This is a genomic window from Rhodococcus sp. IEGM 1318 (genome assembly GCF_033142465.1).
GTDB lineage: Bacteria > Actinomycetota > Actinomycetes > Mycobacteriales > Mycobacteriaceae > Rhodococcus_F > Rhodococcus_F qingshengii_B.
In genome coordinates, this window is sequence record NZ_JAWLSC010000001.1 from 800,778 (window position 1) to 822,626 (window position 21,849).

Genomic DNA, 21,849 nt, shown 5'->3' on the forward strand with positions numbered 1-21,849 from the left:
GTTACGTAGAGTGGTCGGAAACGGCCAAGTCCACTCGGGCGTGGCCGCAGTGATCGATGCAATCGGTTGCGACGCCACGGCGTCGCCAAATCTTGGAGCGTGGCACGTGGGCATGCGGCCCCCCGCAGGTTTACCCTCTCTGTCCAGACGCAGTCGAATCTTGTTGGTGGTGGCTGTCGTTGTGGCGGCCTTGCTGCTCGTGGGGCCGCGACTGATCGGCATGTACACGGACTGGTTGTGGTTCGGCGAAGTCGGCTTCCGTGGTGTGTTCACCAAGGTTCTGCTGACGCGATTCGTTCTCTTCCTCGTAGTCGGAATTGTCGTCGGAGCCATCGTGTGGCTCGCGATGCTTCTCGCGTACCGTGCACGTCCGGTGTTCGTCCCGGTTTCCGGACCCAATGATCCGATCGCGCGCTACCGCACCACCGTCATGTCGCGACTTCGTCTGTTCGGCGTGATCGTTCCGGTAGCGATCGGCATCCTGTCCGGTCTCATCGCGCAGGCCAACTGGGTCACCATCCAGTTGTTCCTCAACGGTCAGCAGTTCGGCATCACCGATCCCCAGTTCCATCTGGACGTCGGCTTCTACACCTTCGATCTGCCGTTCTACCGTTTCGTTCTGAACTGGTTGTTCGTCTCGATCCTGCTGGCATTCGTGGCAAATCTGATCACCCACTACGTTTTCGGTGGAATCAAATTGGCCGGGCGCGCTGGGACATTCACCACTGCCGCTCGTATTCAACTCGCTGTTATCGCCGGAACCTTCGTGCTCCTCAAGGCGGTTGCGTACTGGTTCGATCGGTACTCGTTGATGTCGAGCAGTCGCAAGGAACCGACTTTCACCGGTCCTGGCTTCACCGACATCAATGCGGTGCTGCCGGCGAAGCTCATTCTGTTGTCCATCGCAGTCATCTGTGCGTTGGCGTTCTTCGCGGCGATCTTCACGCGGGATCTTCGGATACCGGCCATGGCAGTCGCTCTCCTGGTTCTCTCGTCAGTGCTCGTCGGTGCGGTCTACCCGATGATCGTCGAGCAGTTCTCCGTCAAGCCCAATGCGGCGCAGAAGGAGAGCACGTACATCGAGCGGAACATCGAAGCGACTCGTCAGGCGTACGGGATCACCGAAGAGAACGTCGACTACGTCGACTATCCGGGCATCGGCACCAAGCAGCCCCAGGACGTTCCAGCCGACCGGACCACGATCGCGAACACGCGACTGTTGGATCCGACCATCCTGTCGCCGACGTTCACCGCTCAGCGTCAGCTCAAGAACTTCTACGGGTTCCCGCAGACCCTCAATGTCGACCGCTACGAACAAGACGGCCAGTTGCGCGACTTCGTTGTCGCAGCGCGTGAGCTGTCGCCGAACAACCTTTCCGGCAACCAGACGGACTGGATCAACAAGCACACGGTCTACACGCATGGCAACGGCTTCGTCGCTGCCCAGGCGAACGAAGTCACGGCGGTCCAGGGCGACAGTCAGAACAACACCGGTGGTTACCCGATCTACTCGGTGAGCGACCTGACGACCACGCCCGAGAACGAGAACCTCAAGGTGGACAATCCTCGTTCGTACTACGGCGAGGTAATCAGTCAGTCGGACGCCGATTACTCGATCGTCGGTTCCGTCGACGGTGAGGGACCGCGGGAGTACGACACCGACACCTCGAAGTACACCTACACAGGCTCGGGTGGTGTTTCGATCGGCAACTGGTTCAACCGTCTTGCATTCGCGGCGAAGTACACCGAGCGCAACATCCTGTTCTCGAGTGCAATCGGTTCGAACTCCAAGATCATTTTCAAGCGTGATCCGAAGGAAAGGGTCGAGGAGGTTGCGCCTTGGCTGACTACTGACGGCGCTGCTTATCCCGCAGTGGTCGACGGCAAGATGCAGTGGATCATCGACGGCTACACCACCGCCCAGGACTACCCGTATGCGCAGCGCAGTTCGCTCGACGGGTTGGTCGAGGACAGTATCGACCAGACGACCGGGCGCCTCATTCCGCGCCAGGAGTTCTCCTACATCCGCAACTCCGTGAAGGCCACGGTCGATGCCTACGACGGCACCGTCACGCTGTACCAGGTCGACGAGCAGGATCCGGTTCTGAAGGCGTGGATGGGGGTCTTCCCGGACACGGTCAAGCCGAAGAGCGAAATTTCGGACGACCTGCAGGCGCACTTCCGGTACCCGGAAGACATGTTCAAGGTCCAGCGCGAGATGCTGGCGAAGTACCACGTCGACGATCCGAGTGAGTTCTTCACCAACAACGCGTTCTGGTCGGTTCCGAGCGATCCGACGATCGACACGTCGGCCAACCAGCCGCCGTACTACGTGCTGGTGGGCGACAAGGACACCGCGAAGGCGGATTTCCGTCTGACCAGTCCGATGGTCGGGTTCAGTCGTGAGTTGCTGTCGGCCTACATCTCGGTGGCGAACGACAAGGAGAACTACGGCAAGTTCACGGTGCTGCAGTTGCCGACCGATACGCAGACTCAGGGTCCACAGCAGGCTCAGTCTGCGATGACATCGGATTCGCGTGTTGCTTCGGAAGTGTCACTGCTCAAGCAGTCGAACAAGATTCAGTACGGAAACCTGCTGACTCTGCCGATTGCCGAGGGCGGAATCCTCTACGTCGAACCTTTGTACTCGCAGCGAAACTCGCAGAACGCGTTCCCTCAGTTGGCGCGTGTGCTGGTGAGCTTCAGCGACACCAACGGCATTCGGATCGGTTATGCACCGACCGTCTCCGAGGCGATCAGTCAGATTTGGCCGGGCGCAGGTTCGGCAGCGACTGTCACCCAGCCGGCACCCGATCCGGATACCGGAGCGCAACCGGAAACGCCGACAACGCCGACGGCACCGGCCCCGCCGGCTTCTTCGGATGACGTCACGAAGGCGCTGGCCGAGGTCAATTCGGCAATGGCGGCATTGAAGTCGGCGCAACAGAGCGGTGACTTCACCAGCTACGGTGCTGCGCTCGACCGCCTACAGAAGGCTGTCGACGCGTACCAGGCGCTGCCGAGGTAAGCGGCGTCAGTTCATGAACAGCAGAAGGCCCACCATCCGATCGGATGGTGGGCCTTCTTGTGTGCTCAGGTGAAGCTGTATGAGCTGAATCAGCGCAGTGCTGCAACGATCGGTGCGTTGGCATCGGAGAGCTGCTGGAACTGTGCGGCGAATCCGTACTGGCCGGCGAGGTCACGAGCGGTGTCGTAAGCCTGCTGTGCGGCGGGCTTGAGCTCGGCCGGGATTTCGACGGCGGGAGCAACTGCGGGTGCCTCGGCGACGGGAGCCGGTGCTGCGGCGGGAGCCTCTTCGACTGCCGGCTCGCTTGCGACGGTCAGACGCTGGCCGCAGACGGGCCATGCGCCGGGGCCCTGGCTCTGCAGGGTGTTCTCGGCGACGCGGATCTGCTCTTCCTTGGAAGCGTTGGCGGGCGAGCCGGTGCCACCGTTGGCGGTCCAGGTGCTCTGCGAGAACTGCAGGCCGCCGTAGTAGCCGTTTCCGGTGTTGATGTTCCAGTCGCCACCGCTCTCGCACTGTGCGACGCCGTCCCAGTTGTGGGTGGCTGCGGAAGCGGTGCCGGTGCTCATGGTGAGGGGCACTGCGACAAGTGCGCCGGCTACTGCCAATGTGCCGAATGCACGCTTGCTGATGCTGGTGTACGTCATGTCGGGGTAAATCCTCTCCGCGCTTGCTGACATCGGCGGGCCTGCGGGTCGGCGATGATGCTGACTTTCCCGGGCGCTTGTCTCTCCGTGTCTCTGCCCCTCGAAGGTTTCGGGGGTTCCGATCCCGCGGGGCAGAGTGGAGCAGCGGCGGGTCGGCGTTCGCCCGGTTGATTCGGGCCGGGACCGACCGTACGGGAGCACTGAACAAGGGTCGATTCGCAAATTTCCGGACCTCCCGGTCTGCTCTAGTCGGCAAACTTCGGCGTTTGTGCTGGTAGAGCCTTTCCGTTGCGGTTTCGAGGTACGTTCGTTACATGCCTGTTATGTGTTGATGCTCACGGGCATTTTGTGAACCCAGTCACCCGATTCGTCGACTTTCAGGCGTGTATTTCGCTCCAGCGCAGGCGATTTGCGTTCCGTTCATCTGCTCGTGTAACTTTGTCAATGCATCGCGGGGTGGAGCAGCTCGGTAGCTCGCTGGGCTCATAACCCAGAGGTCGCAGGTTCAAATCCTGTCCCCGCTACTAGAAAAGGGCCGCCGCACTGGAATCCAGTGCGGCGGTCCTTTTTGCGTGCAGCTGTACAGCTCAGGCGAAGCGCTTCGGGTCCGTGCTTCACGAGTCTGGGCGTCAGGTTCGGGTTGTTCGGACGAGTAGCCCGGCTACGTGCGCGCTCGCGGCTGTTCTCGCTCCCACGGCGTCACCCGATTCGATGGCCGCGACTATACGAGCGTGCTCGGTGACAGCGATCCGGCGATTGAGCTCGAGGCTCCACATGTCAGAACGGTAGAGATGTGACTGCCCATCCAGACGGTGCAGGGCTTCACTGAGTGGGTGATTGCATGCCGTTTCACGAATCAGTGTGTGGAACTCGAGGTCCAGCTTCGAATCCCGTCGCTGATCCGGCGGACTCTCGAGAAGTTCGCGTTGCACCTGCACCATCTTGCTGAGCCGCGACACGGTTTCGTGAGTGGCATTCGCAGTCGCGTTGAACGCTGCGAGGCCGTCGAGCACCTCACGCACCTCGAAAACAGCGCGCAGCGACTCCGCGTCCAGTGAATCGACTTTTGCACCCGCATTTCGGGTGTGGACGGCGATGCCCTCGTAGATCAACTGCTGTACGGCCTCGCGGACCGGCGTGCGACTGACATTGAGTTTGCTCGCCAGCGCGGGAACACTCAGTGGTGTCCCCGGCGCCAGCTCTCCCGAAAAGATCAGTTCGCGAAGCGTCTCGTGCACGGACTCGGTGAGCAAAGCTCGTTCGGTGGTGGTCATCTTGTCCTCACTTCGATCCTGCACGATATCGACGGTACCCGGCACCGTCACCCGGCACCGTCACCCGGCGGCGCGCACCCGGTCAGCGCTGCGACGGTCGACGTCGGGCGCCATCGCGCCTTTCAGTCCGGCCACTTTGGCCGCGATGTTCTCGGCGATCGTGATCGGCGGGTATCCCACCTCGCCCGGTTCGAGAGTCCCTGGCAGTGCTTCGATGACGGCGTCGTAGTTTCCGTCGAAAAAGAATGCGGCAGAGCGACGTCGGATGATCTGACCATCGACGATAGGTGGGTCGACTCGGTGCACTGTCGAGCGCCATCGGTCGTTCGTCCAGCGTGCCATTGCGTCGCCGAGGTTGATCAAGAGTGCGCCGTCGGCAGGTTGGACGTCGTGCCATACGCCATCGGCACTCAGAACTTGAAGGCCCGGAACTTGATCTGCCCACAGGATGGTCAAGATTCCGAAGTCGGTGTGAGCGCCCATTCCCGTCATGTCGCCGGAGATCCGGATCTCGCCCGCAGGCAGTGCGTAGTTGTTCATCTTCATCGCGTCGATCGAGTGGTCGAGCATCGTATCGAAATACCCGGGCTGCAGTCCGAGGGCGTCAGTGAAGGCGCACATCAGGATTCGTGCCAAACTCTGTGCCTGGCGGAAATACTCTTCGATTGCCGGTCGGAAGCCGGGTGCAGCGTCGGGCCAGGTGTTGTCGGCGTAGCTGGACTGGGGTAGGTCGATGCCCGGATAGTCGCTCACCTCTGTACCGACGACTATCGCTTCGTAGAAGTCGTTCATCTGGTTCGCAGACGCGACGCCCAGGCTCATACTGAGTGATTCCGACTTGGGTGGTGAGTAACCACGGTTCTCGGACGAGGGGCGGCGATAGTCGTTCTTCACCGCAAGGGGGAGAGCAAAGAACTCGTCGAGAGCGTCGGCCAGTACGTCGGTCGCCGATCGTGGAATGCTGTGTCCGACAATCTGTATGAATCCGACCTCCCGGCACGCGCGATCGAGTTGAGCTGCCACTTCCGCACAGGCAGTGCTGTTGGTGGCGTTTGCAGCCGCTGCCTCGCCGCGGATGTACGGGCTGATATCGATCGTAGGGATTTCGAAGGCGGGAAATTCGTGGGTCATTTAAAGTCCTTGCGGCCGGACGTGTGCCACTTACCGACGAGCACACGTGAGAGGAATCCAAAGGCAGAGAAGACGAGGACGCCGAACACCGACGCGATCACGATCGCGGCGATCAGGTCCTCGGACTGAAGGCGGCTTCGGTAGACGTCGAGCAGAGTTCCGATCCCGGGTTGTCCTTTGGCGAAGAACATGTCGCCGATGATGGCGCCGACGACAACCAGGCCGGATGCGGTACGGATACCGGTGAGAATGGCCGGCAACGCCGCTCGCAGTTCGAGTTTCACCAGTCGATCCCAACGCGACGCTCGTCCGAGGGTGAAGAGTTCGTGCAATCCGCGATCGACCGACTGTAATCCGAAGTGTGTGTTGGTGATGATCGGGAAGGCTGCGATGAGAACACACACCAGAGTACGAGCGGTCATGCCGTAGCCGAACCAGAGGCCGATGAGGGGCACGATGGCGAGGATGGGAATGACTTGCAGCACTACGGCGTACGGATAGACGATCCGCTCGATCCACTTTGCTTGGCTCATCAGCACGCCGGTTCCGACGCCGACTGCCACCGCGACGACGAAGCCGACCAGCGCAACCTGCGCCGTCACTGCGAGGGCTTCGAGCATGGGTGAGAGGTGTTTCCAGTCGAGCAGCGACTTTGTCAGTACTTGACCCGGTGGCGGGAGGAGAAACCGACGTTCGGGGGAGAGGACGAGGTAGCTGACGATCGACCAGGCAGCGACCGCGCCGGCAAGGGAGAGCAGCGGATAGAGGACGAGGGCACCAAGCGCTCTCAGTCGAGAGTTCCGTCCGGTCTGTGCCTCTGCTTGTGTGTTGGTCGCAGAATCAGAGCGAACAGCGGTGCGTGTGGTGTTGCCTCGTTGAACTGCAAGAACTTCGGTCATCGTAGGCTCCCGTGCAAACTGGCCGAGATATCGGCGACATATTCGGTGTAGCGGGCGTCGTAGCGCAGTTCCGGACTACGTGGGTAAGGGAAGTCGATGTCGACGACCGAATGTATTCGTCCAGGCCTGGCGGTCATGACAACCACCTTGTTTGCGAGGTACACGGCCTCGGATACCGAGTGCGTGATGAACATCGAGGTGAACCCTTTGTCGGTGTAGAGCCTTTGGAGCTCTACCTGCATCTCCAGTCGTGTCATCTCGTCGAGCGCACCAAAAGGTTCGTCGAGCAGCATCACAGCAGGTGCGAGGGTGAGCGCACGCGCCAACGAGACACGCATCTTCATTCCGCCTGACAACGCATTGGGCAGTTGTTTCGCAAAGTCCGCAAGGGCGACTGCGCGGATTGCCTCGTCGGCGCGCAACTTTCGCGCTGCTTTGTCGCCGCCACCGAGTTCAGCCGATAATTCGACGTTGGCCTGCACGGTTCGCCAGGGGAGGAGAGTCGGCTCCTGGAAGATGAAGCCAACTGATTCGGTGTCGAGGGCAACTGCACCACTGGTCGGTCGCTCGAGGCCGGCCGCCATGCGCAACAAAGTCGACTTGCCACAGCCGGAGGGTCCGACCACGGCGACGAAGTCTCCTCGCTCCACGTCCAGATCGATGCCGTCCAGCGCGACAGTGCCGGTATCGAACTTCTTGACGACATCGGAAAAGGCCATCTGCATCGGCGCGGTGAGCTTGCGAGCGTCGGCATCCTGCATCGTGTTCGCGAGTTCCATCTGAGCCTCCGGTTCGGTAATGCATGCAAAAGTTCTTCAAGATGTAGGAACTATCTTGAATTGCATGTATGTCGCCTAGATTGCCGAATGTAAATGTGAGGTGACATTGCAGGTGAAGCGAGAATCTCGACGCGCGTTACCTGATGGAAACAACGAGTTGATTGCATGTAATCCACGTGCTGCAGAGTGTGCTCATCGGATCACCCTTCTTGGTTCGCCCACATCCCAATTGTTTTCACGAAGGAGACGCTGTGTATTCAAATCGCAAGGTGCATCCCAATCGCAGAAGTGTGGGAGCGGCGGGCGCGGCACTGGCCATGTGTGCAGCCATCGGATTGACTGCGTGCAGCTCCAGTGAGGCTGAGACGACCAAAGCCGAATCTCTCGAACCAGCTGCCGAGGCGCAGAACCTGGCGGGTCTCTGTCCGGAAAACGTTGTGGTTCAACTCCAATGGCAGCCACAGTCGGATATGGGAGCGCTCTTCGAGATGCTCGGTCCCGGCTATTCGGTCGACACCGACGACAAGTCCGTCAGTGGGACTCTTGTCGCCGGAGGGAAGGACACCGGAGTCGACCTGACCTTGCGGGCCGGGGGACCGGCAATCGGGTTCCAATCCGTCAGCTCCCAGATGTACGTCGACGATTCCATCACTCTCGGCTTGGTGCACGGCGATCAGGTGGTCGCGGCAGCGGCAAGTCAGCCCGTTGTGGCCGTCACGCCATTGCTCAAATACAGCCCGGCAATCCTCATGTGGGACAAAGAGTCTCATCCGGACTGGACGAGTGTTGCCGATATCGGCAAGTCCGACGCGAGTGTCGTCGTTTCCAAGGAACAACTCTTTCCGCAGTGGCTCGTGGCGAAAGGACTACTGAAGCAGTCTCAGCTCGACACGAGCTACGACGGAGCTCCCTCGCGATTTGTCGGTGACCCGACCATCGCTCAGCAAGGATTCGCGAATTCGGAACCGTACACGTACGAGAAGGAGACGCCGGCGTGGGACAAGCCGGTTTCCTATGACCTGCTGAAAGATTCGGGTTTCGACATCTACGCGTCCAATGTTTCCGTTCGTGCCGACAAGGTCGAAACACTCTCGTCGTGTTTGAGCAAGCTGGTTCCGATCATTCAGCAGGCCACCGCGGACTACATCACAGCGCCGGATGCGGCGAATGCGGCCATTGTCGACGTCGTCTCACAAGACGTGTCGTTCTCGCCGTACACGGAGAGTGAGGCGGCGTTCAGTGCCCAGCTCCTGAAAGAGAAAGGCCTGATCGCGAACGAGGCGGACGGATCCGTCGGCACGTTCGACATGACGCGAGTCGCCCACACCGTCGAAGAACTGAAGCCCATCCTGAACGCCGGGGGTGCGGCGATACCGCAGTCACTGACCGCAGAACAGATCTACACCGACAAATTCACCGATCGGTCCATCGGAATCCGCTGAAGGAGCTCACGCAAATGACCTACGACATGACAGAACTCAACCGCGAGACTCGCATGGGTGGCCTGGGCACGGAGACCACCGACCGCGAGGTCCGAAGAATCGATCTCTCGGATTTCGAGAACCGGCGCAGCGAGATCGCCGAGGAGTTGTGGTCGGCAGCGACCGACATCGGATTCTTCCAAATCGTCAATCACGGAATCGATCTGGACCAGGTCCGCGAGGCTTTCGCGGCGGCCGAGCGATTCTTTGCACTGCCCACTGAGGTCAAAGCGCAGTATCCGCTCAAGAAGGGTTTCAACTCCGGCTGGGAGAGCATGACGCAGGTGCGTCCCTCCATCGGAACACCTGATCAGAAAGAGTCCTACCAGGTGACCCGCCCGCATATGGGTGATCTGTGGCCCACTGCAGACGAATTGGGTGGATTCCGCGAAACGATGCTGGACTTCGAAGCCAAGTGCTGGGGCATTGCGATGGACCTGTTGTCGTGCTTCGCCGAGAAGTTGGGATTCGAACGAGACTTCTTCACCAGGGCACATGACCCGTCGGTGGCCACCTACCAGAGCACACTGCGACTACTCCACTACTTCCCCCTTGCTGCCGACGCACATGTCGAAGGGATGTGGCGTGCCGGAGCGCACACCGATTTCGATTGCCTGACATTGCTTTTCCAGCGTGACGGTCAGGGCGGGTTGCAACTGTGCCCGGGCAAGGAAATGGACACCCAGGAATGGACGTCGGTGGTGCCGGCCGAGGAAGCGATCACCTGCAACATCGGCGACATGCTGATGAGATGGAGTGATGACGTCCTGCCGTCGAATTTTCATCGAGTCAAGAGTCCCGGAGTCACCGACTATCGGGGAGCCCGCTACAGTCTCGCGTTCTTCGCTCAGGCGAACCGCGACGTGACCATCGAGGGGCCGGCGGGCAAGTACCCGCCGATCACTGCCGAGGACTACATCGACCAGAGAGTACGCGCGAACTTCGCGCGTTGATCCGTATCCGTTCCGTCACACACTTTCAGGAGAACTGGCGATGACTACCGCGCCCAAGAACATGACCGACGCGATCATCCGGGACGTGACGTTGTACAGCGGCGGGCAATGGCTGACCGGCCGCGACGTCGTCGTCTCGAATGGGGTGGTCGAATCGATCGAGAAGTCGACCGGCACCGCCACACCTGGAAGTGTGGACGGATCGGGGGCCTATCTGATCCCTGGGTTCGTCAACACCCATACGCACCTTCAGCAGTCACTGATGCGTGGGATCGCCGAAGGAACACCGCTTCTCGAATGGCTACTCGCGGTCGCAGAAGAGTCGGTTCAGATCACTCCCGAGCGCGCATACACGGCCACTGTCGCAGCCTCGCTGGAGGCATTGCGCAGCGGTACGACCACCCTGGTCGAACACATGTGGCCGCACCCGTCCAGCGAGGTTCACGACGCTGTGATCCGGGCGTTGCACGACACCGGGATTCGTGCGGTGCTGGGACGCGGAACCGCAGACCGGGGGGACAAGACGAGGAAGTGGGGCTTCGATCCGCGGCTCATGCAACCACTCGGAGATGTTCTCGCACATACGGATCAGATGATGCGCGACGTCGCCGGTTCCCGCATTGACGTGGCAGTCGCGGTACCGAACCCGCGTTCGCTGACCCCGGACGGGATGTCGGAAGTGCGTGAGTTCGCGCAGGCTCGCGACCTGACAGTCTCGATCCACCTGCTCGAGACGCAGACCGACAACACGATGTGTACCGAACACGCGGGCATGAACGCGGTCGACTACCTGGATTCCCATGGGTTCTTGTGGGATCGGGTGCTGGCTGTCCACTGCGTGGAACTCGACGACCGTGGTCAGAAGGTGCTGGCGGAGCGCGGCGTCGGAGTGTCGTACAACCCCGTCAGCAACATGCGCCTCGGTAGCGGAATCGCGCCCGTCCCGAGTTTCCTCGACGCGGGGATCGCGGTGGGGTTGGGTGTGGACGGCGCAGCCAGCAACGACACTCAGGACATGCTCGAGACGCTGCGCACCGGCGCCTACGTGCAGCGAGCCGCGCGCGGCCGCGCCGACCTGCTCGGCTTCGAAGCCATGATCGACATCGCATCCGGCGGTGCGAACGCAGCACTCGGTCTGCCGGCCAGGTCTGGCGGGATCTCCGTGGGCGATCCCGCCGACCTCACCATGATTCGGTTCGAACGCGACTTCGGTTGCCTCCCGGTGCGAGATCCGGGCGCGTCCATTCTCACGACGGGCAGTCGTCAGATCGTGGACACGGTGTTGGTTGCGGGCGAGGTCGTGCTCCGCGACGGGCACTCCACTCGCGTCGACGAGGCGGAATTGATCCGGACGCTCAGCGCTTTGTGATTGTGCTCAGTCTTCGCTGATCTCCATCTCGATCAGGACGCGGCGCAACAGCTTTCCGGTGGCGTTGCGGGGAAGTTCGTCGATGAAGACGATCTCGCGGGGAACCTTGTAGCGCGCGAGATTCGACCGGACGTGATCCTTCAGCTCTTCGGAGTTCTGGTCGGCGCCGTGGGCGACGACGACAAACGCTCGCAGGCGGTGCCCGAAGTCGGCGTCGTCGACTCCGATGACTGCCGCTTCCAAGACGTCCTCGCGATCGGCGAGCAGGTTCTCGACTTCGAGCGGGTAGACGTTCTCGCCACCGGAGACGATCATGTCGTCGTCTCGGCCGTCGACGAAGAGGAGGCCGTTGGCGTCGAAGTGTCCGACGTCGCCGGTCGAGAGAAGTCCGTCGATACGTTCCTTGTCACGCCCGTCGGTGTATCCCTCGAAGCTCAGTCCGCTGGCGACGAAGATCCTGCCGATCGTGTGTGGGGTGGTGATCTTCTTGTTGTTCTCGTCGAACAGTTCGACGTGGCAGGTCACCGGCGCGCGGCCCGCGGTTCCTGGTGCAATGGTCAGATCCTCGGGAGTCGCGACGGTGGCCACTGCGACCTCGGTGGATCCGTACAGGTTGTAGAGGACGTAGCCGAACGAGGCCGTGACTCGCTTGCACAGGTCGGGTGAGAGTGACGAACCTGCCGAGAAGATGATCTTCAGGTTCGACGTGTCGTACTTGGACAGCACTTCGGGACCGAGATCGATGATGCGAGTGAGCATCGTCGGGACCACTACCAAACTGTCGCACTTGTATTGGGCGACAAGTTTGATCGTGTTCTCCGGGTCGAACTTTCGATGCATGATGACGGTCTGGCCGAGTGCCAACGCGAGAGCGAACTGCGAGACGCCGGTTCCGTGGAAGGCGGGGGCCGCCATCATCATGGTCTGTCCGCGGCGCAACGGCACGCGGTCGAGGAACTGCGCCGACGCGAGAGGGGAGGTGTGGCCACGCGGCGCGCCCTTGGGAGTTCCTGTTGTGCCGCTGGTGAGGAGGACGAAGCCACCGTTCTTCTCGGGGGCCGGCACCGACGACGTGGTGCGTCCGGCTATGGCCTCGTCGAGAGTCGCTGCCGTCGAACCGTCAGCGGCAGTGCCCTCTGGCCAGGAACGATAAACGACGACGTCGTCCGGCAAGGCATCGGCGATGTCCGCGAACTCGTCGTCGTAGACGAAGGCGACCACCTTCTCACGCGCGGCGACGTCCACGAGTTGGGGCCGAGCGAAGCCCGTGTTCATGAGGACGAGCTTTGTGCCGTTCTTCGCTGCCGCCAGCATGGTCAGGACCAAGCCTCGATGGTTACGGCACATCGCACCCATGACGGAGTCGGACGTGATGCCGTCGGCCTGCCACGCCCGGACCAACGCGTTACTCTGACGCTCGAGCTCGGCATAGGTGATGGGTCCGCGCTCGTCGATGATCGCCACCGCGTCGTAGCCGTTCTCGGCGTGTGCATGGACCGGCCCGGCAAAGGGTCCGTACTTGTCCACGGCTGCAATGGATTTGAGTCCGCGATCGAGGCGAGGGAACGGGACGAGTCCGGCTCGGAACATGACCCCCGCCGCGCCGATGGTGTCAGTGACCTTGGTGACCAATCCGGGCATACGTGAACCTCTTCCGAGCGTCGTTGTGGGACTGATTACACACTAATGCGCTAGCACGGCTCGGTGGTGGAATTTCGGGATGGCGACCGAGCACTCCGCCCCGCCATCTCGGAAGGTGGCGGGGCGGAGTGTTTCGGGATCGGGTCCGTGCGACCGTCACTTCAGTTCGGCGGACGACTTTCCGAGCAGGCGGCGTGCGACGATCAGCTGCTGGATCTGCTGGGTGCCCTCGAAGATGTCGAGAATCTTCGAGTCGCGGCCCCATTTCTCGAGCAGCGGGCGCTGCGAGTAGCCGTAGGTGCCGGCCAACTCGACTGCCTTGAGCGTCACGTCCGTGCCGGTGCGGCCGGCCTTCGCCTTGGACATCGACGCTTCGAGCGAGTTCGGCTTCTTGTTGTCCGCCATCCACGCCGCGCGCAGAGACAGCAGGTACGCGGCCTCCCAGTCGGCTTCCAAACGGATGAACTCGGCTGCAGCTGCATGCTGGTTGTAGACCGGTGTGTCGTAGGAGATCTCGACACCGGCTTCGGTCAGGATGCCGCGCAGTTCTTCGAGAGCTGCGCGTCCGACGCCGACGGCCATGGCTGCAACGAGGGGCCGGGTGTTGTCGAACGTCTGCATGACGCCGGCAAAGCCCTGCTCCACGTTGACCTCCGGGCTGCCCAGGATGTTGTCCGCCGGAATGCGGCAATCCTGGAGCAGGAGTACGGCGGTGTCCGAAGCCTTGATGCCCAGCTTGTGCTCGAGGCGAGCAACGCTCAGGCCCGGGGCGTCACGCGGTACGACGAACGACTTGATGGCCGCTCGTCCCTTCGACTTGTCGACCGACGCCCACACAACGATGTGCGTCGAACGCTCACCGGCGGTGACGAAGATCTTCTCGCCGTTGAGAACCCACTCGTCGCCGTCGAGAACGGCTGTGGTGGTCACGGCGGCGGAGTCGGAACCGAAACTCGGTTCGGTGATGGCCATCGAGGCCCACACCTTGCCGAAACGTTCGAGCTGTTCGTCGGTGGACACTGCGGCGATCGCGGCGTTGCCGAGCCCCTGGTAGGGGATCGAGAGCATGAGTCCGACGTCGCCCCAAGATGTTTCGAGCGAGTTGAGGAGGGCAGACATATTGCCGCCGTTGGCGTTGCCGCCCTTGGCGCTCGCGTCGGACCGTCCGCCGCTGGCACCGCCGATGTCTCCACCGGAATCGGAGAGGCCTTCGACCATGGCGGCCATGGTGTCGAGCTCGACGGGGTACTCGTGCTCAGCAAGATCGTACTTACGTGAGATGGGTCGGAAGATCTGCGCCGCGACCTGATGTGCCTGGTTCGCTGATGCTTTGAGCTTCTTGGGAAGTTCGAGGTTGATCATCGTGGTTCTCCTGGAAGTTCAGCGGCGTCAGATGAGGACGATGCCCTCGGCAACGCCGATGGCACGGAGGTCGCGGTACCAGCGCTCGACCGGGTGTTCCTTGGTGAACCCGTGTCCACCGAGGAGTTGCACACCGTCGAGGCCGATCTGCATGCCCTTCTCGGAAGCCAGCTTCCGGGCCAGAGCGGATTCGCGGGCGAAGGACAAGCCCTGCTCGGCGCGTGAAGCGCCGCGAAGCGTGACCAGACGCAGTCCGTCGAGTTCGATGCCGATGTTGGCGACCATGAAGGCAACCGCCTGGCGGTGGCTGATCGGCTCGCCGAACGCTTCGCGCTCGTTGACGTACGGAATCACGTAGTCGAGAACTGCCTGGCTGGTTCCGACGGCCATGGACGCCCAACCGAGGCGAGCCAGGCGAATCGCGTCGGCGTATTCGGCCTTGCGCTGCTCGGCGTCACCGTCGCCGAGCAGTGCGGACTCCGGCACAGCGACGTCGGTGAGGATCAGGCGACCCAGGCCGGCGGCGCGCAGACCCATGCTGGGATCTGCTTCGACGACGAGTCCCTTGGTGTCGGATTCGACGATGAAGAAGGACGGCTTGCCGTCGAGTTCTGCAGCGATGACGAAGAGCTCGGATGTGGCCGCAGCCGGCACCAGGCTCTTGACGCCGTTGAGCTTGTAGCCGCTGGGGGAGCGAACTGCCTTGGTCTGCAGGGCAAACGGATCGAACAGAGCGCGAGGCTCGTTGACCACCACTGCTGCGCCGGGGACCTGCTCGCCGGTGAACGCCGGGAGGTAGGTCTTCTGCTGCGCGTCGGTGCCCCACTGCGTCAGTGCGACTGCAACACCACTGGGTGCGAGGATCGGCAGAGCCAGACCCATGTCTCCGTGCGCAAGTGCCTCGGCAACAAGAGAGTTGGTGACCGCGCCACGATCGGCGGCCGCTCCGTCGAGTTCTTCGGGAACATTGATCAGCGTGATACCGAGTTCGGCCGCACGCTTGGAGAGATCGGCGGGTGCCTGCGCTGCACCGTCGGCGTCGTGGGCCGCGGGACGCAGAATTTCGGCCGCGAACTCGCGCACGGTCTCGACGATCATCTTCTGATCGTCGTCCGGGGTGAGGTCGAAGTAGTCGGCGTTCTTGCTCGGGTTGTCGGGGAGGCGCTTGGGTGCACCGTTGCCCGAGACCTTCTGGAATCCACGAGTAGCAGCGCCCAGGGTTTTGAAGCCCGTCTTGGTGCCCTCGTAGGTCACGCGATCGATGGTCTGACGCAGATTGAACTTCTCGGCCAGTTCTGAACCGGTGATCTTGGTAAGCACACGCATGGCTGCGCCCATGGCGTCGCGTTTGATCGGGTTCAGGCCGACGGCGGACGTGTCGCGGGGCGCACCCTTGGCGCCGCCGCGCTGCGCGCCCGATTCGCTGCGCTGAGCGCTCTTGTCGGGGGCAACACTGTCTTGCTTGGTCATGATCACCAGCTGTTTCTCGGTGTTGGGGCGTTGGACGATTCTTATCTTACTCATCAGTAAGGTCTGTTGTCGAGAAACGGCAAAATGATGCGCGTCATAGGCTCGACGGGTGAACCGGACAGAGGTGCCCGATCGGATACAGCGGTACGTGCGCTACGTACCGCTGGTGGTTGTTCCGTGTCTGTTGATCGCCAGCACGTATCCCGGGGAGTATCGAGTCCCGCTCACCTACTGGATCTTCTCGCTGCTGTCGGCGCTCGTCTTCGTCGCCGGCCGTCGATGGCCGGTCCTCGCATCCCTGGCCGTCTCGGCGCTGGCCATTCCGATGTTCGTCGCCGACGCCTGGGGGCTGTCCGAACTTGTCCCGTACCTCGGCGCGGTAGCCGTTGTCGACGTCACGATGCGGGCCGATCGCAGAGAGTTGGTCGCCGTTTCGGCAGCAGGCTGGTGCGGTTCGGTGCTCGCGGGGATCTGGTTCGAATCTCACGAAGCACTCTGGTCTGTCACCACGGCTGTGAAAGTGCTTGCGTACGTTGGATTGCCGCTGCTGCTCGGGCTGTATCTGCGCTCGCAGCGTGAATTGGCCGCGAACAATCTTGCGCAGACCCGCGCTGCGGAGCGGAGCGCGCTCGCCCGCGAACTCCACGACCTCGTTGCGCACCACATGGCATCGATCGTCCTGAGAATCGGTGTGGCTCAGCATGTCTTGGCGCCCCAGGACGAGGTCGTTCGTGAGGTCCTCGCGGATGTGCGTGCGACGGCGTCGGATGCGCTGACTGATATTCGTCGCCTTCTGGTAGCACTTCGTGATCCCTCGCTCGGCGAGGTCGCTCTGGTCGAGCCGGATGCCGTCGACGCGGAAATCGAGGCGGCGGTCGATCGTGTGCGTGCAGCGGGTTTCGAGGTGCAGGCGGACTTCAATGTTCAAGGGAATGTCGAGTCGGGCGCAACTGATCTCGATGCGATCGGCAGGCTGACGTTGTTGCGGGTGATTCAGGAATCGCTGACCAACGTCATGAAGCACGGCGATCGGAAGGGGTCGGTGTCGGTCTCGGTTCGTCGTCTCGACGGTCGGGTGGACGTGAGGGTGATCAACAGCTGCGAGGGATCGGCAAGGAGTGCAGGACACGGACTGGTCGGAATGCGTGAGCGTGCAGAATTGGTCGGCGGCGAGATGACTGCCGGCACCAACATCGACGGGAAATGGGAAGTGCACGTGAGTATTCCACTCGTTATCACAGGCGGTGCCTCGTGATCAAGGTGCTGATCGTCGACGACCAGCGACTGGTGCGTGCTGGTTTACGGATGTTGTGCACGGCAGCCGAGGACATGACCGTAGCGGGTGAAGCCTCGAACGGGGTCGAGGCGGTAGCGCTTGCTGCCGAACTGGATCCCGACGTGGTTCTGATGGACTTGCGGATGCCCGGGCTCGACGGGATCGGTGCCACACAGCAGATCGTCAAGGCCGGTCGGCGAGCACGCATTCTCGTGCTGACAACCTTCGACGACGACGATCACCTGTATCCCGCGCTCGCTGCAGGGGCTTCCGGGTTTCTGGTGAAAGATACCGAACCGACCGAGTTGCTCAGCGCCATTCGACGGATCGCCGAGGGAGAGATGGTGTTCTCCCCGGAACTGCTCCGCCGCGTCGTGGATCGGGCGGTGATCGGCGCAGACGCCGACACTGTTGTGACGGAAAAGGTTCCGCTGACCGAGCGCGAATCGCAGGTCCTCGCATTGGTGGCGGAAGGGCAGAGCAATCAGGAGATCGCGGACGCGCTCCATCTGGGTGTGACCACGGTCAAGACGCACGTGGCGAACCTGATGTCGAAGACAGGCTGTGACAATCGGGTTCGCCTCGCCGTGTACCACCTGCAGAACCGTCAGTGACCGGAGTGCGCACCAGACGACGGCATCGGCATGTCCATCTGCATCGGCATGGCTTTCTGTCCTGGCCCAAGTACGAGGAATTGGCCCATCATCCCTTGGTCCTCGTGCATCAGCAGGTGGCAGTGGAACATGTACGGGAAGGTGGGATCGGTGTACTCGGACCACTGCAGCGCGACGCGAATCCTACTGCCCGGTGGTGTGTAGACAGTGTCCTTGAGTCCGCGTAAGTGAGGCGGGGGAGTGCGACCGTCGACGTCGAGGATCTGGAACTGTACGTCGTGGACATGGAAATTGTGTGGCCAGTTGTCCTTGTTGGTGATCGTCCACACCTCGGTCGCGCCTACCTCGGCCTCGAAGTCGATGCGGTTCATGTCCATTCGTTGTCCGTTGATCATGTACCACTGCAGATCGAAGGTTCGGGAAGCGCGTGCCTTCGACGGGTCGAGGCGCGCCAGGGTGGCCAGTTGCGGCGGGAGAGTCGACCGCGACGCGCGATTGCCGACGCCCCGCAGTTCGACGATGTCGAAGCGGTCGTTCATGCCGAAGTTCTCTGCGTCCGATGAGTTCACGCCACCGCCGTCCTCGATCGGGAACGACACCAATGTGGTCGTCGCACCGGGGTCGACGCGAACCACGATTTCGGCTCTTTCACCGGGGCTGAGCTGAATCCGCTCGAGCGGAATTGGTGATTCGAGCAGTCCGCCGTCGGTGGCGATCAGATCGAAGGTCCGGTCGTCGGGGAACCCCAGGTTGTAAAGACGACCGGAAGAGCCGTTCAGGATGCGCAACCTGACAACCCCGGTGGTGACGTCGAGGTAGGCGTCGGAGATGCCGTTGGTGACGATCGTGTCGCCGAGCAGACCGACGTCGGTCGGGTCGGTCTCGTCGAAACTGCCGTCGGCGAGGAATCGACGATCCTGGATGATCAGCGGAACATCGTCAACCCCATAGGTTTTGGGGATGTCCAGCCTGTCGGTGTCGGCGTCGTCTATCAGGAACAGTCCGGCGAGTCCGCGCTGGACGTGCCGTTCGGTGGATCCGTGCGGGTGTGGGTGATACCAGAGCGTCGAGGCAGCTTGGTCGATCGTCCACGCCGGTTCCCAGCGTCCGCCGGCTTCGATGGTCTGGTGCGGGCCACCGTCGAACCTTGCGGGCAGATGCATGCCGTGCCAATGGACGGTCGTGGGCTCTGTCAGTGTGTTGTCGATCGTGAATGCGACAGATTCTCCGCGTGCGGCTCGAACAGTCGGTCCCAGGATGGATCCGTTGAACCCCCAAGTGTCGGTGAGCTTTCCCGCGACAATCTCAGTGGTTCCGGCACCGGCGCGGAGTGTGAAGTGGCGAACACCGGCGTCGTCGACCGTCGATTCCGCCAGCGGCGGAACCGGTAGCGGACGCGAAGTTCCGGCCTCCGCCAACGTGGCGCTTCTTGCTGCCGGGTCGGCGCCGCAGCCCACCGCGAGCCCGAGGGGCGCTGCGGCCAGACCGAACAGAATCGTGCGCCTGGAAATCCGGTTCATCGTTCTCCTGGAAGTAGTGCGTGATCAACTACTTCCAGTCAACGGGCCGAGATGTCGTGCCGAATCCTGCCGACGGGCCTGTCGGAACTCCTCCCTCGGACCCTTGCGGCGGGTGGGATGTTCTGGTATCTGGGTGGTTACCGCAGGCGGGCCAGAACGTCTTCGTGCAGCAGTCCGTTGGTGGCGACCGCGCTGCCGCCGTGCGGACCTGCGCCGCCGTTCAGATCGGTGAACGCGCCGCCGGCCTCACGGACCAATACGTCGAGCGCTGCCAGATCCCACAGGGAAACCTCGGGTTCGGCAGCAATGTCGACGGCGCCTTCGGCCACGAGGCAGTAGGAGAAGAAGTCCCCGTAACCGCGCACGCGCCAGACGTGGTCGGTGAGTTCGACGAACTGATCGCGAATTCCGCGGTCCTTCCACCCCGAGAGGCTCGAGAAGCTCAGGCTCGCTGACTCGCTGCGATCGACGGCGGATACCTGGATCGCCCGCGCATCACTGTCCCCGAAGGACGTATGTGCGCCCAAACCTGTTGCAGCCCACCATCGCCGATTCAGGGCGGGTGCGCTCACGACGCCGATAACGGGGACGCCGTCCTCGAGCAAGCTGATCAGCGTGGCCCACACCGGTACGTTGCGGACGAAGTTCTTGGTCCCGTCGATGGGGTCGACCACCCACTGCCTGCCCTCGAAGACTGCGTCGCCGCCGAATTCTTCGCCCAGTACGGAATCCTCCGGTCGGTGCTCACCGAGTGTCGCGCGCACTGCACGCTCGACAGCGAGGTCAGCGTCCGAGACGGGGGTGAGGTCCGGCTTGTCGTCGACTCGAAGATCGAGCGCACCGAAGCGGGCGCGAGTGATCGCGTCAGCCTCGTCGGCGATACGGAGGGCGAGTGCGAGGTCGGATGCGCGATCGGTCACGGGTACACAACCTACCGGCTCAAACGGGGAGGACTTCGTTCAGCTTTCCGGTCGCGACGTCGAAGACGAATCCGCAGTCGGTGTGATGGATGAGGATGATCTCGGTAGTTCCCAGCACCCGACAGACGTCGACGCGGGCATCCATGCAGGCGAGAACGGCAACGTGTCTGCTGGGTGGGAGGGGGCGCTCCGGTGAACTGCTCGGCGTAGACGGCGATGTTCTGGAGGTATTCGTCGGTGACAGCCATCGTTCCAGTAGGTTCCCTCGGACCGACGTTGGCAAGGCTTCGAGTCCCGGTGATCTCGATACGTGACGCGCGGCGGACCTGAGAAGGTGACGCACGGCAGAGCCGAGGTCGGCACCCGGTAGCCTTGAGAACCGTGCATCCCGACGTAATTGCAGACCTGAACGCCCTCGACACCACCCTTCGCACCTGCGAATCGGTTGTGGACGTCGAGGAGCTGCGCCGACGCATCGACGAGCTCGAGCACCAGGCAGCCGACCCGGGTCTGTGGAACGACCAGGAACACGCCCAGCAGGTCACGAGCCAGCTCTCCCACGCGCAGGCTGAACTGCGGCGCATCGTGGCACTGCGCGAGCGGCTCGACGAGATGCCGATCCTCTACGAATTGGCCGAAGACGAAGGCCCCGACGCGCTGGCCGATGCCGACGCCGAGCGAGCCAGTCTGCGTGAAGACATCGCGGCGATGGAAGTAAAGACCATGCTCTCGGGCGAGTACGACGAGCGCGACGCACTGATCAACATCCGCTCCGGCGCCGGCGGAATCGACGCCGCGGACTGGGCCGAGATGCTCATGCGCATGTACATCCGCTGGGCTGAGAAGCACGACTACGGCGTCGAGGTCTACGACACGTCATACGCTGAAGAAGCCGGACTCAAGAGCGCCACGTTCGCGATCAAGGGCCCGTACACCTACGGAACGTTGTCCGTCGAGATGGGCACTCACCGGCTCGTCCGGATCAGTCCCTTCGACAACCAGGGCCGCCGCCAGACGTCGTTCGCCGAGGTCGAGGTCCTGCCGGTCGTCGAGACCACCGACCACATCGAGATCAACGAGAACGACATCCGAGTCGACGTCTACCGCTCGTCCGGTCCCGGTGGTCAGTCCGTGAACACCACGGACTCCGCGGTTCGACTCACACACATCCCGACGGGAATCGTCGTCACCTGTCAGAACGAGAAGTCGCAGCTCCAGAACAAGGTGTCGGCGATGCGCGTTCTGCAGGCCAAGCTGCTCGCGGTCAAGCGTCAGGAAGAGCGCGCCGAGATGGATGCGCTCAAGGGCGACAGCGGCAGCTCGTGGGGCAACCAGATGCGTTCTTACGTCCTGCATCCGTACCAGATGGTCAAGGACCTGCGTACCGAGTACGAGGTCAACAACCCGTCGGCCGTGCTCGACGGTGACATCGACGGGTTCCTCGAGGCCGGCATCCGTTGGCGTATGAGCGAGAACCAGTCCGCATAG

17 protein-coding genes, 1 tRNA gene and 1 pseudogene are annotated in these 21,849 nt (G+C 62.2%); 8 read left to right on the forward strand and 11 right to left on the reverse strand.

Annotated features, from left to right (window positions below; translation table 11 throughout):
• Window positions 1–112 precede the first annotated feature (112 nt).
• Window positions 113–3,028 (forward strand): UPF0182 family protein, encoded by a 2,916-nt coding sequence (locus tag R4P65_RS03765; protein WP_230812673.1) that lies wholly within the window; start codon window positions 113–115, stop codon window positions 3,026–3,028.
• Between the two features lie 89 nt (window positions 3,029–3,117).
• On the opposite strand, the gene R4P65_RS03770 is transcribed toward R4P65_RS03765, so the two are convergent.
• Complete coding sequence (locus tag R4P65_RS03770) at window positions 3,118–3,672, reverse strand: transglycosylase family protein (protein WP_019747833.1); 555 nt, start codon at window positions 3,670–3,672, stop codon at window positions 3,118–3,120.
• Between the two features lie 450 nt (window positions 3,673–4,122).
• Here R4P65_RS03770 and R4P65_RS03775 point away from each other — a divergent pair.
• Window positions 4,123–4,196 (forward strand) — tRNA-Met (locus R4P65_RS03775).
• A 105-nt stretch (window positions 4,197–4,301) separates the two neighbouring features.
• Here R4P65_RS03775 and R4P65_RS03780 read toward each other — a convergent pair.
• Genes R4P65_RS03780 through R4P65_RS03795 form a run of 4 tightly spaced genes read right to left on the reverse strand, consistent with a single transcriptional unit; the run spans window position 4,302 to window position 7,755 of the window.
• Window positions 4,302–4,946, reverse strand: coding sequence for a GntR family transcriptional regulator (locus tag R4P65_RS03780; RefSeq protein ID WP_317825554.1), 645 nt, complete (start codon window positions 4,944–4,946; stop codon window positions 4,302–4,304).
• A 60-nt stretch (window positions 4,947–5,006) separates the two neighbouring features.
• Window positions 5,007–6,077 (reverse strand): isopenicillin N synthase family dioxygenase, encoded by a 1,071-nt coding sequence (locus R4P65_RS03785; RefSeq protein ID WP_317825480.1) that lies wholly within the window; start codon window positions 6,075–6,077, stop codon window positions 5,007–5,009.
• The gene (locus R4P65_RS03790) at window positions 6,074–6,976 is read right to left on the reverse strand and encodes an ABC transporter permease (RefSeq protein WP_317825481.1); all 903 of its coding nucleotides are present in this window, start codon (window positions 6,974–6,976) and stop codon (window positions 6,074–6,076) included. Before R4P65_RS03790 ends, R4P65_RS03785 begins: the two co-directional genes overlap by 4 nt.
• A complete protein-coding gene (locus R4P65_RS03795) occupies window positions 6,973–7,755 on the reverse strand; it encodes an ABC transporter ATP-binding protein (RefSeq protein WP_317825482.1) in 783 nt (260 codons plus the stop codon). The genes R4P65_RS03790 and R4P65_RS03795 overlap by 4 nt, the downstream gene beginning before the upstream one ends.
• A 251-nt stretch (window positions 7,756–8,006) precedes the next feature.
• Here R4P65_RS03795 and R4P65_RS03800 point away from each other — a divergent pair, with 251 nt between their 5' ends.
• The 3 genes from R4P65_RS03800 to R4P65_RS03810 are packed head-to-tail and all read left to right on the forward strand — an operon-like array spanning window position 8,007 to window position 11,558.
• Complete coding sequence (locus tag R4P65_RS03800) at window positions 8,007–9,197, forward strand: ABC transporter substrate-binding protein (protein ID WP_317825483.1); 1,191 nt, start codon at window positions 8,007–8,009, stop codon at window positions 9,195–9,197.
• A gap of 14 nt (window positions 9,198–9,211) precedes the next feature.
• Entirely contained in the window at window positions 9,212–10,189 is a 978-nt protein-coding gene (locus R4P65_RS03805) for an isopenicillin N synthase family dioxygenase (RefSeq protein WP_317825484.1), read from the forward strand.
• A gap of 40 nt (window positions 10,190–10,229) precedes the next feature.
• The gene (locus R4P65_RS03810; RefSeq protein WP_317825485.1) at window positions 10,230–11,558 is read left to right on the forward strand and encodes an amidohydrolase family protein; all 1,329 of its coding nucleotides are present in this window, start codon (window positions 10,230–10,232) and stop codon (window positions 11,556–11,558) included.
• 6 nt (window positions 11,559–11,564) lie between these two features.
• Here R4P65_RS03810 and R4P65_RS03815 read toward each other — a convergent pair whose 3' ends face one another.
• The 3 genes from R4P65_RS03815 to R4P65_RS03825 form a co-directional block, all read right to left on the reverse strand.
• A complete protein-coding gene (locus R4P65_RS03815) occupies window positions 11,565–13,199 on the reverse strand; it encodes an acyl-CoA synthetase (protein ID WP_317825486.1) in 1,635 nt (544 codons plus the stop codon).
• 156 nt (window positions 13,200–13,355) lie between these two features.
• Window positions 13,356–14,561: an acyl-CoA dehydrogenase family protein gene (locus R4P65_RS03820; protein WP_003942363.1), complete on the reverse strand. Its 1,206-nt coding sequence runs from the start codon at window positions 14,559–14,561 to the stop codon at window positions 13,356–13,358.
• 27 nt (window positions 14,562–14,588) lie between these two features.
• Window positions 14,589–16,037 (reverse strand): acyl-CoA dehydrogenase family protein, encoded by a 1,449-nt coding sequence (locus tag R4P65_RS03825; protein WP_050655137.1) that lies wholly within the window; start codon window positions 16,035–16,037, stop codon window positions 14,589–14,591.
• Between the two features lie 103 nt (window positions 16,038–16,140).
• Between R4P65_RS03825 and R4P65_RS03830 the strand changes: the two genes are divergently transcribed.
• Window positions 16,141–17,286, forward strand: coding sequence for a sensor histidine kinase (locus R4P65_RS03830; RefSeq protein ID WP_317825487.1), 1,146 nt, complete (start codon window positions 16,141–16,143; stop codon window positions 17,284–17,286).
• Window positions 17,283–17,921 carry a response regulator gene (locus R4P65_RS03835; RefSeq protein ID WP_230812689.1) on the forward strand — a complete coding sequence of 213 codons (639 nt, stop codon included), beginning with the start codon at window positions 17,283–17,285 and terminating at the stop codon, window positions 17,919–17,921. The genes R4P65_RS03830 and R4P65_RS03835 overlap by 4 nt, the downstream gene beginning before the upstream one ends.
• Here R4P65_RS03835 and R4P65_RS03840 read toward each other — a convergent pair.
• From R4P65_RS03840 to R4P65_RS03850, 3 genes and pseudogenes are all read right to left on the reverse strand, one after another.
• On the reverse strand, window positions 17,915–19,441 hold the full coding sequence (locus R4P65_RS03840; RefSeq protein WP_317825488.1) for a multicopper oxidase family protein: 1,527 nt from the start codon (window positions 19,439–19,441) through the stop codon (window positions 17,915–17,917). The two genes, R4P65_RS03835 and R4P65_RS03840, sit on opposite strands and share 7 nt — an antisense overlap.
• Before the next feature lie 137 nt (window positions 19,442–19,578).
• On the reverse strand, window positions 19,579–20,361 hold the full coding sequence (gene hisN / locus R4P65_RS03845) for a histidinol-phosphatase (protein WP_317825489.1): 783 nt from the start codon (window positions 20,359–20,361) through the stop codon (window positions 19,579–19,581).
• A gap of 64 nt (window positions 20,362–20,425) precedes the next feature.
• Window positions 20,426–20,609: pseudogene (locus R4P65_RS03850) on the reverse strand (carbonic anhydrase); the annotation flags it as partial.
• Between the two features lie 133 nt (window positions 20,610–20,742).
• On the opposite strand from R4P65_RS03850, the gene prfB reads away from it, so the two are divergent.
• Window positions 20,743–21,849 (forward strand): peptide chain release factor 2, encoded by a 1,107-nt coding sequence (prfB, locus tag R4P65_RS03855; protein ID WP_058038579.1) that lies wholly within the window; start codon window positions 20,743–20,745, stop codon window positions 21,847–21,849.

Excerpts from the sequence above, each read along its gene's own strand:
- R4P65_RS03785 (WP_317825480.1), bottom strand. The coding sequence starts at position 6,077 with ATGACCCACGAATTTCCCGCCTTCGAAATCCCTACGATCGATATCAGC.
- R4P65_RS03820 (WP_003942363.1), bottom strand. The coding sequence starts at position 14,561 with ATGATCAACCTCGAACTTCCCAAGAAGCTCAAAGCATCAGCGAACCAG.
- R4P65_RS03805 (WP_317825484.1), top strand. The coding sequence starts at position 9,212 with ATGACCTACGACATGACAGAACTCAACCGCGAGACTCGCATGGGTGGC.
- R4P65_RS03815 (WP_317825486.1), bottom strand. The coding sequence starts at position 13,199 with ATGCCCGGATTGGTCACCAAGGTCACTGACACCATCGGCGCGGCGGGG.
- R4P65_RS03795 (WP_317825482.1), bottom strand. The coding sequence starts at position 7,755 with ATGGAACTCGCGAACACGATGCAGGATGCCGACGCTCGCAAGCTCACC.
- R4P65_RS03765 (WP_230812673.1), top strand. The coding sequence starts at position 113 with ATGCGGCCCCCCGCAGGTTTACCCTCTCTGTCCAGACGCAGTCGAATC.
- R4P65_RS03780 (WP_317825554.1), bottom strand. The coding sequence starts at position 4,946 with ATGACCACCACCGAACGAGCTTTGCTCACCGAGTCCGTGCACGAGACG.
- R4P65_RS03810 (WP_317825485.1), top strand. The coding sequence starts at position 10,230 with ATGACTACCGCGCCCAAGAACATGACCGACGCGATCATCCGGGACGTG.
- R4P65_RS03840 (WP_317825488.1), bottom strand. The coding sequence starts at position 19,441 with ATGAACCGGATTTCCAGGCGCACGATTCTGTTCGGTCTGGCCGCAGCG.
- R4P65_RS03770 (WP_019747833.1), bottom strand. The coding sequence starts at position 3,672 with ATGACGTACACCAGCATCAGCAAGCGTGCATTCGGCACATTGGCAGTA.
- R4P65_RS03790 (WP_317825481.1), bottom strand. The coding sequence starts at position 6,976 with ATGACCGAAGTTCTTGCAGTTCAACGAGGCAACACCACACGCACCGCT.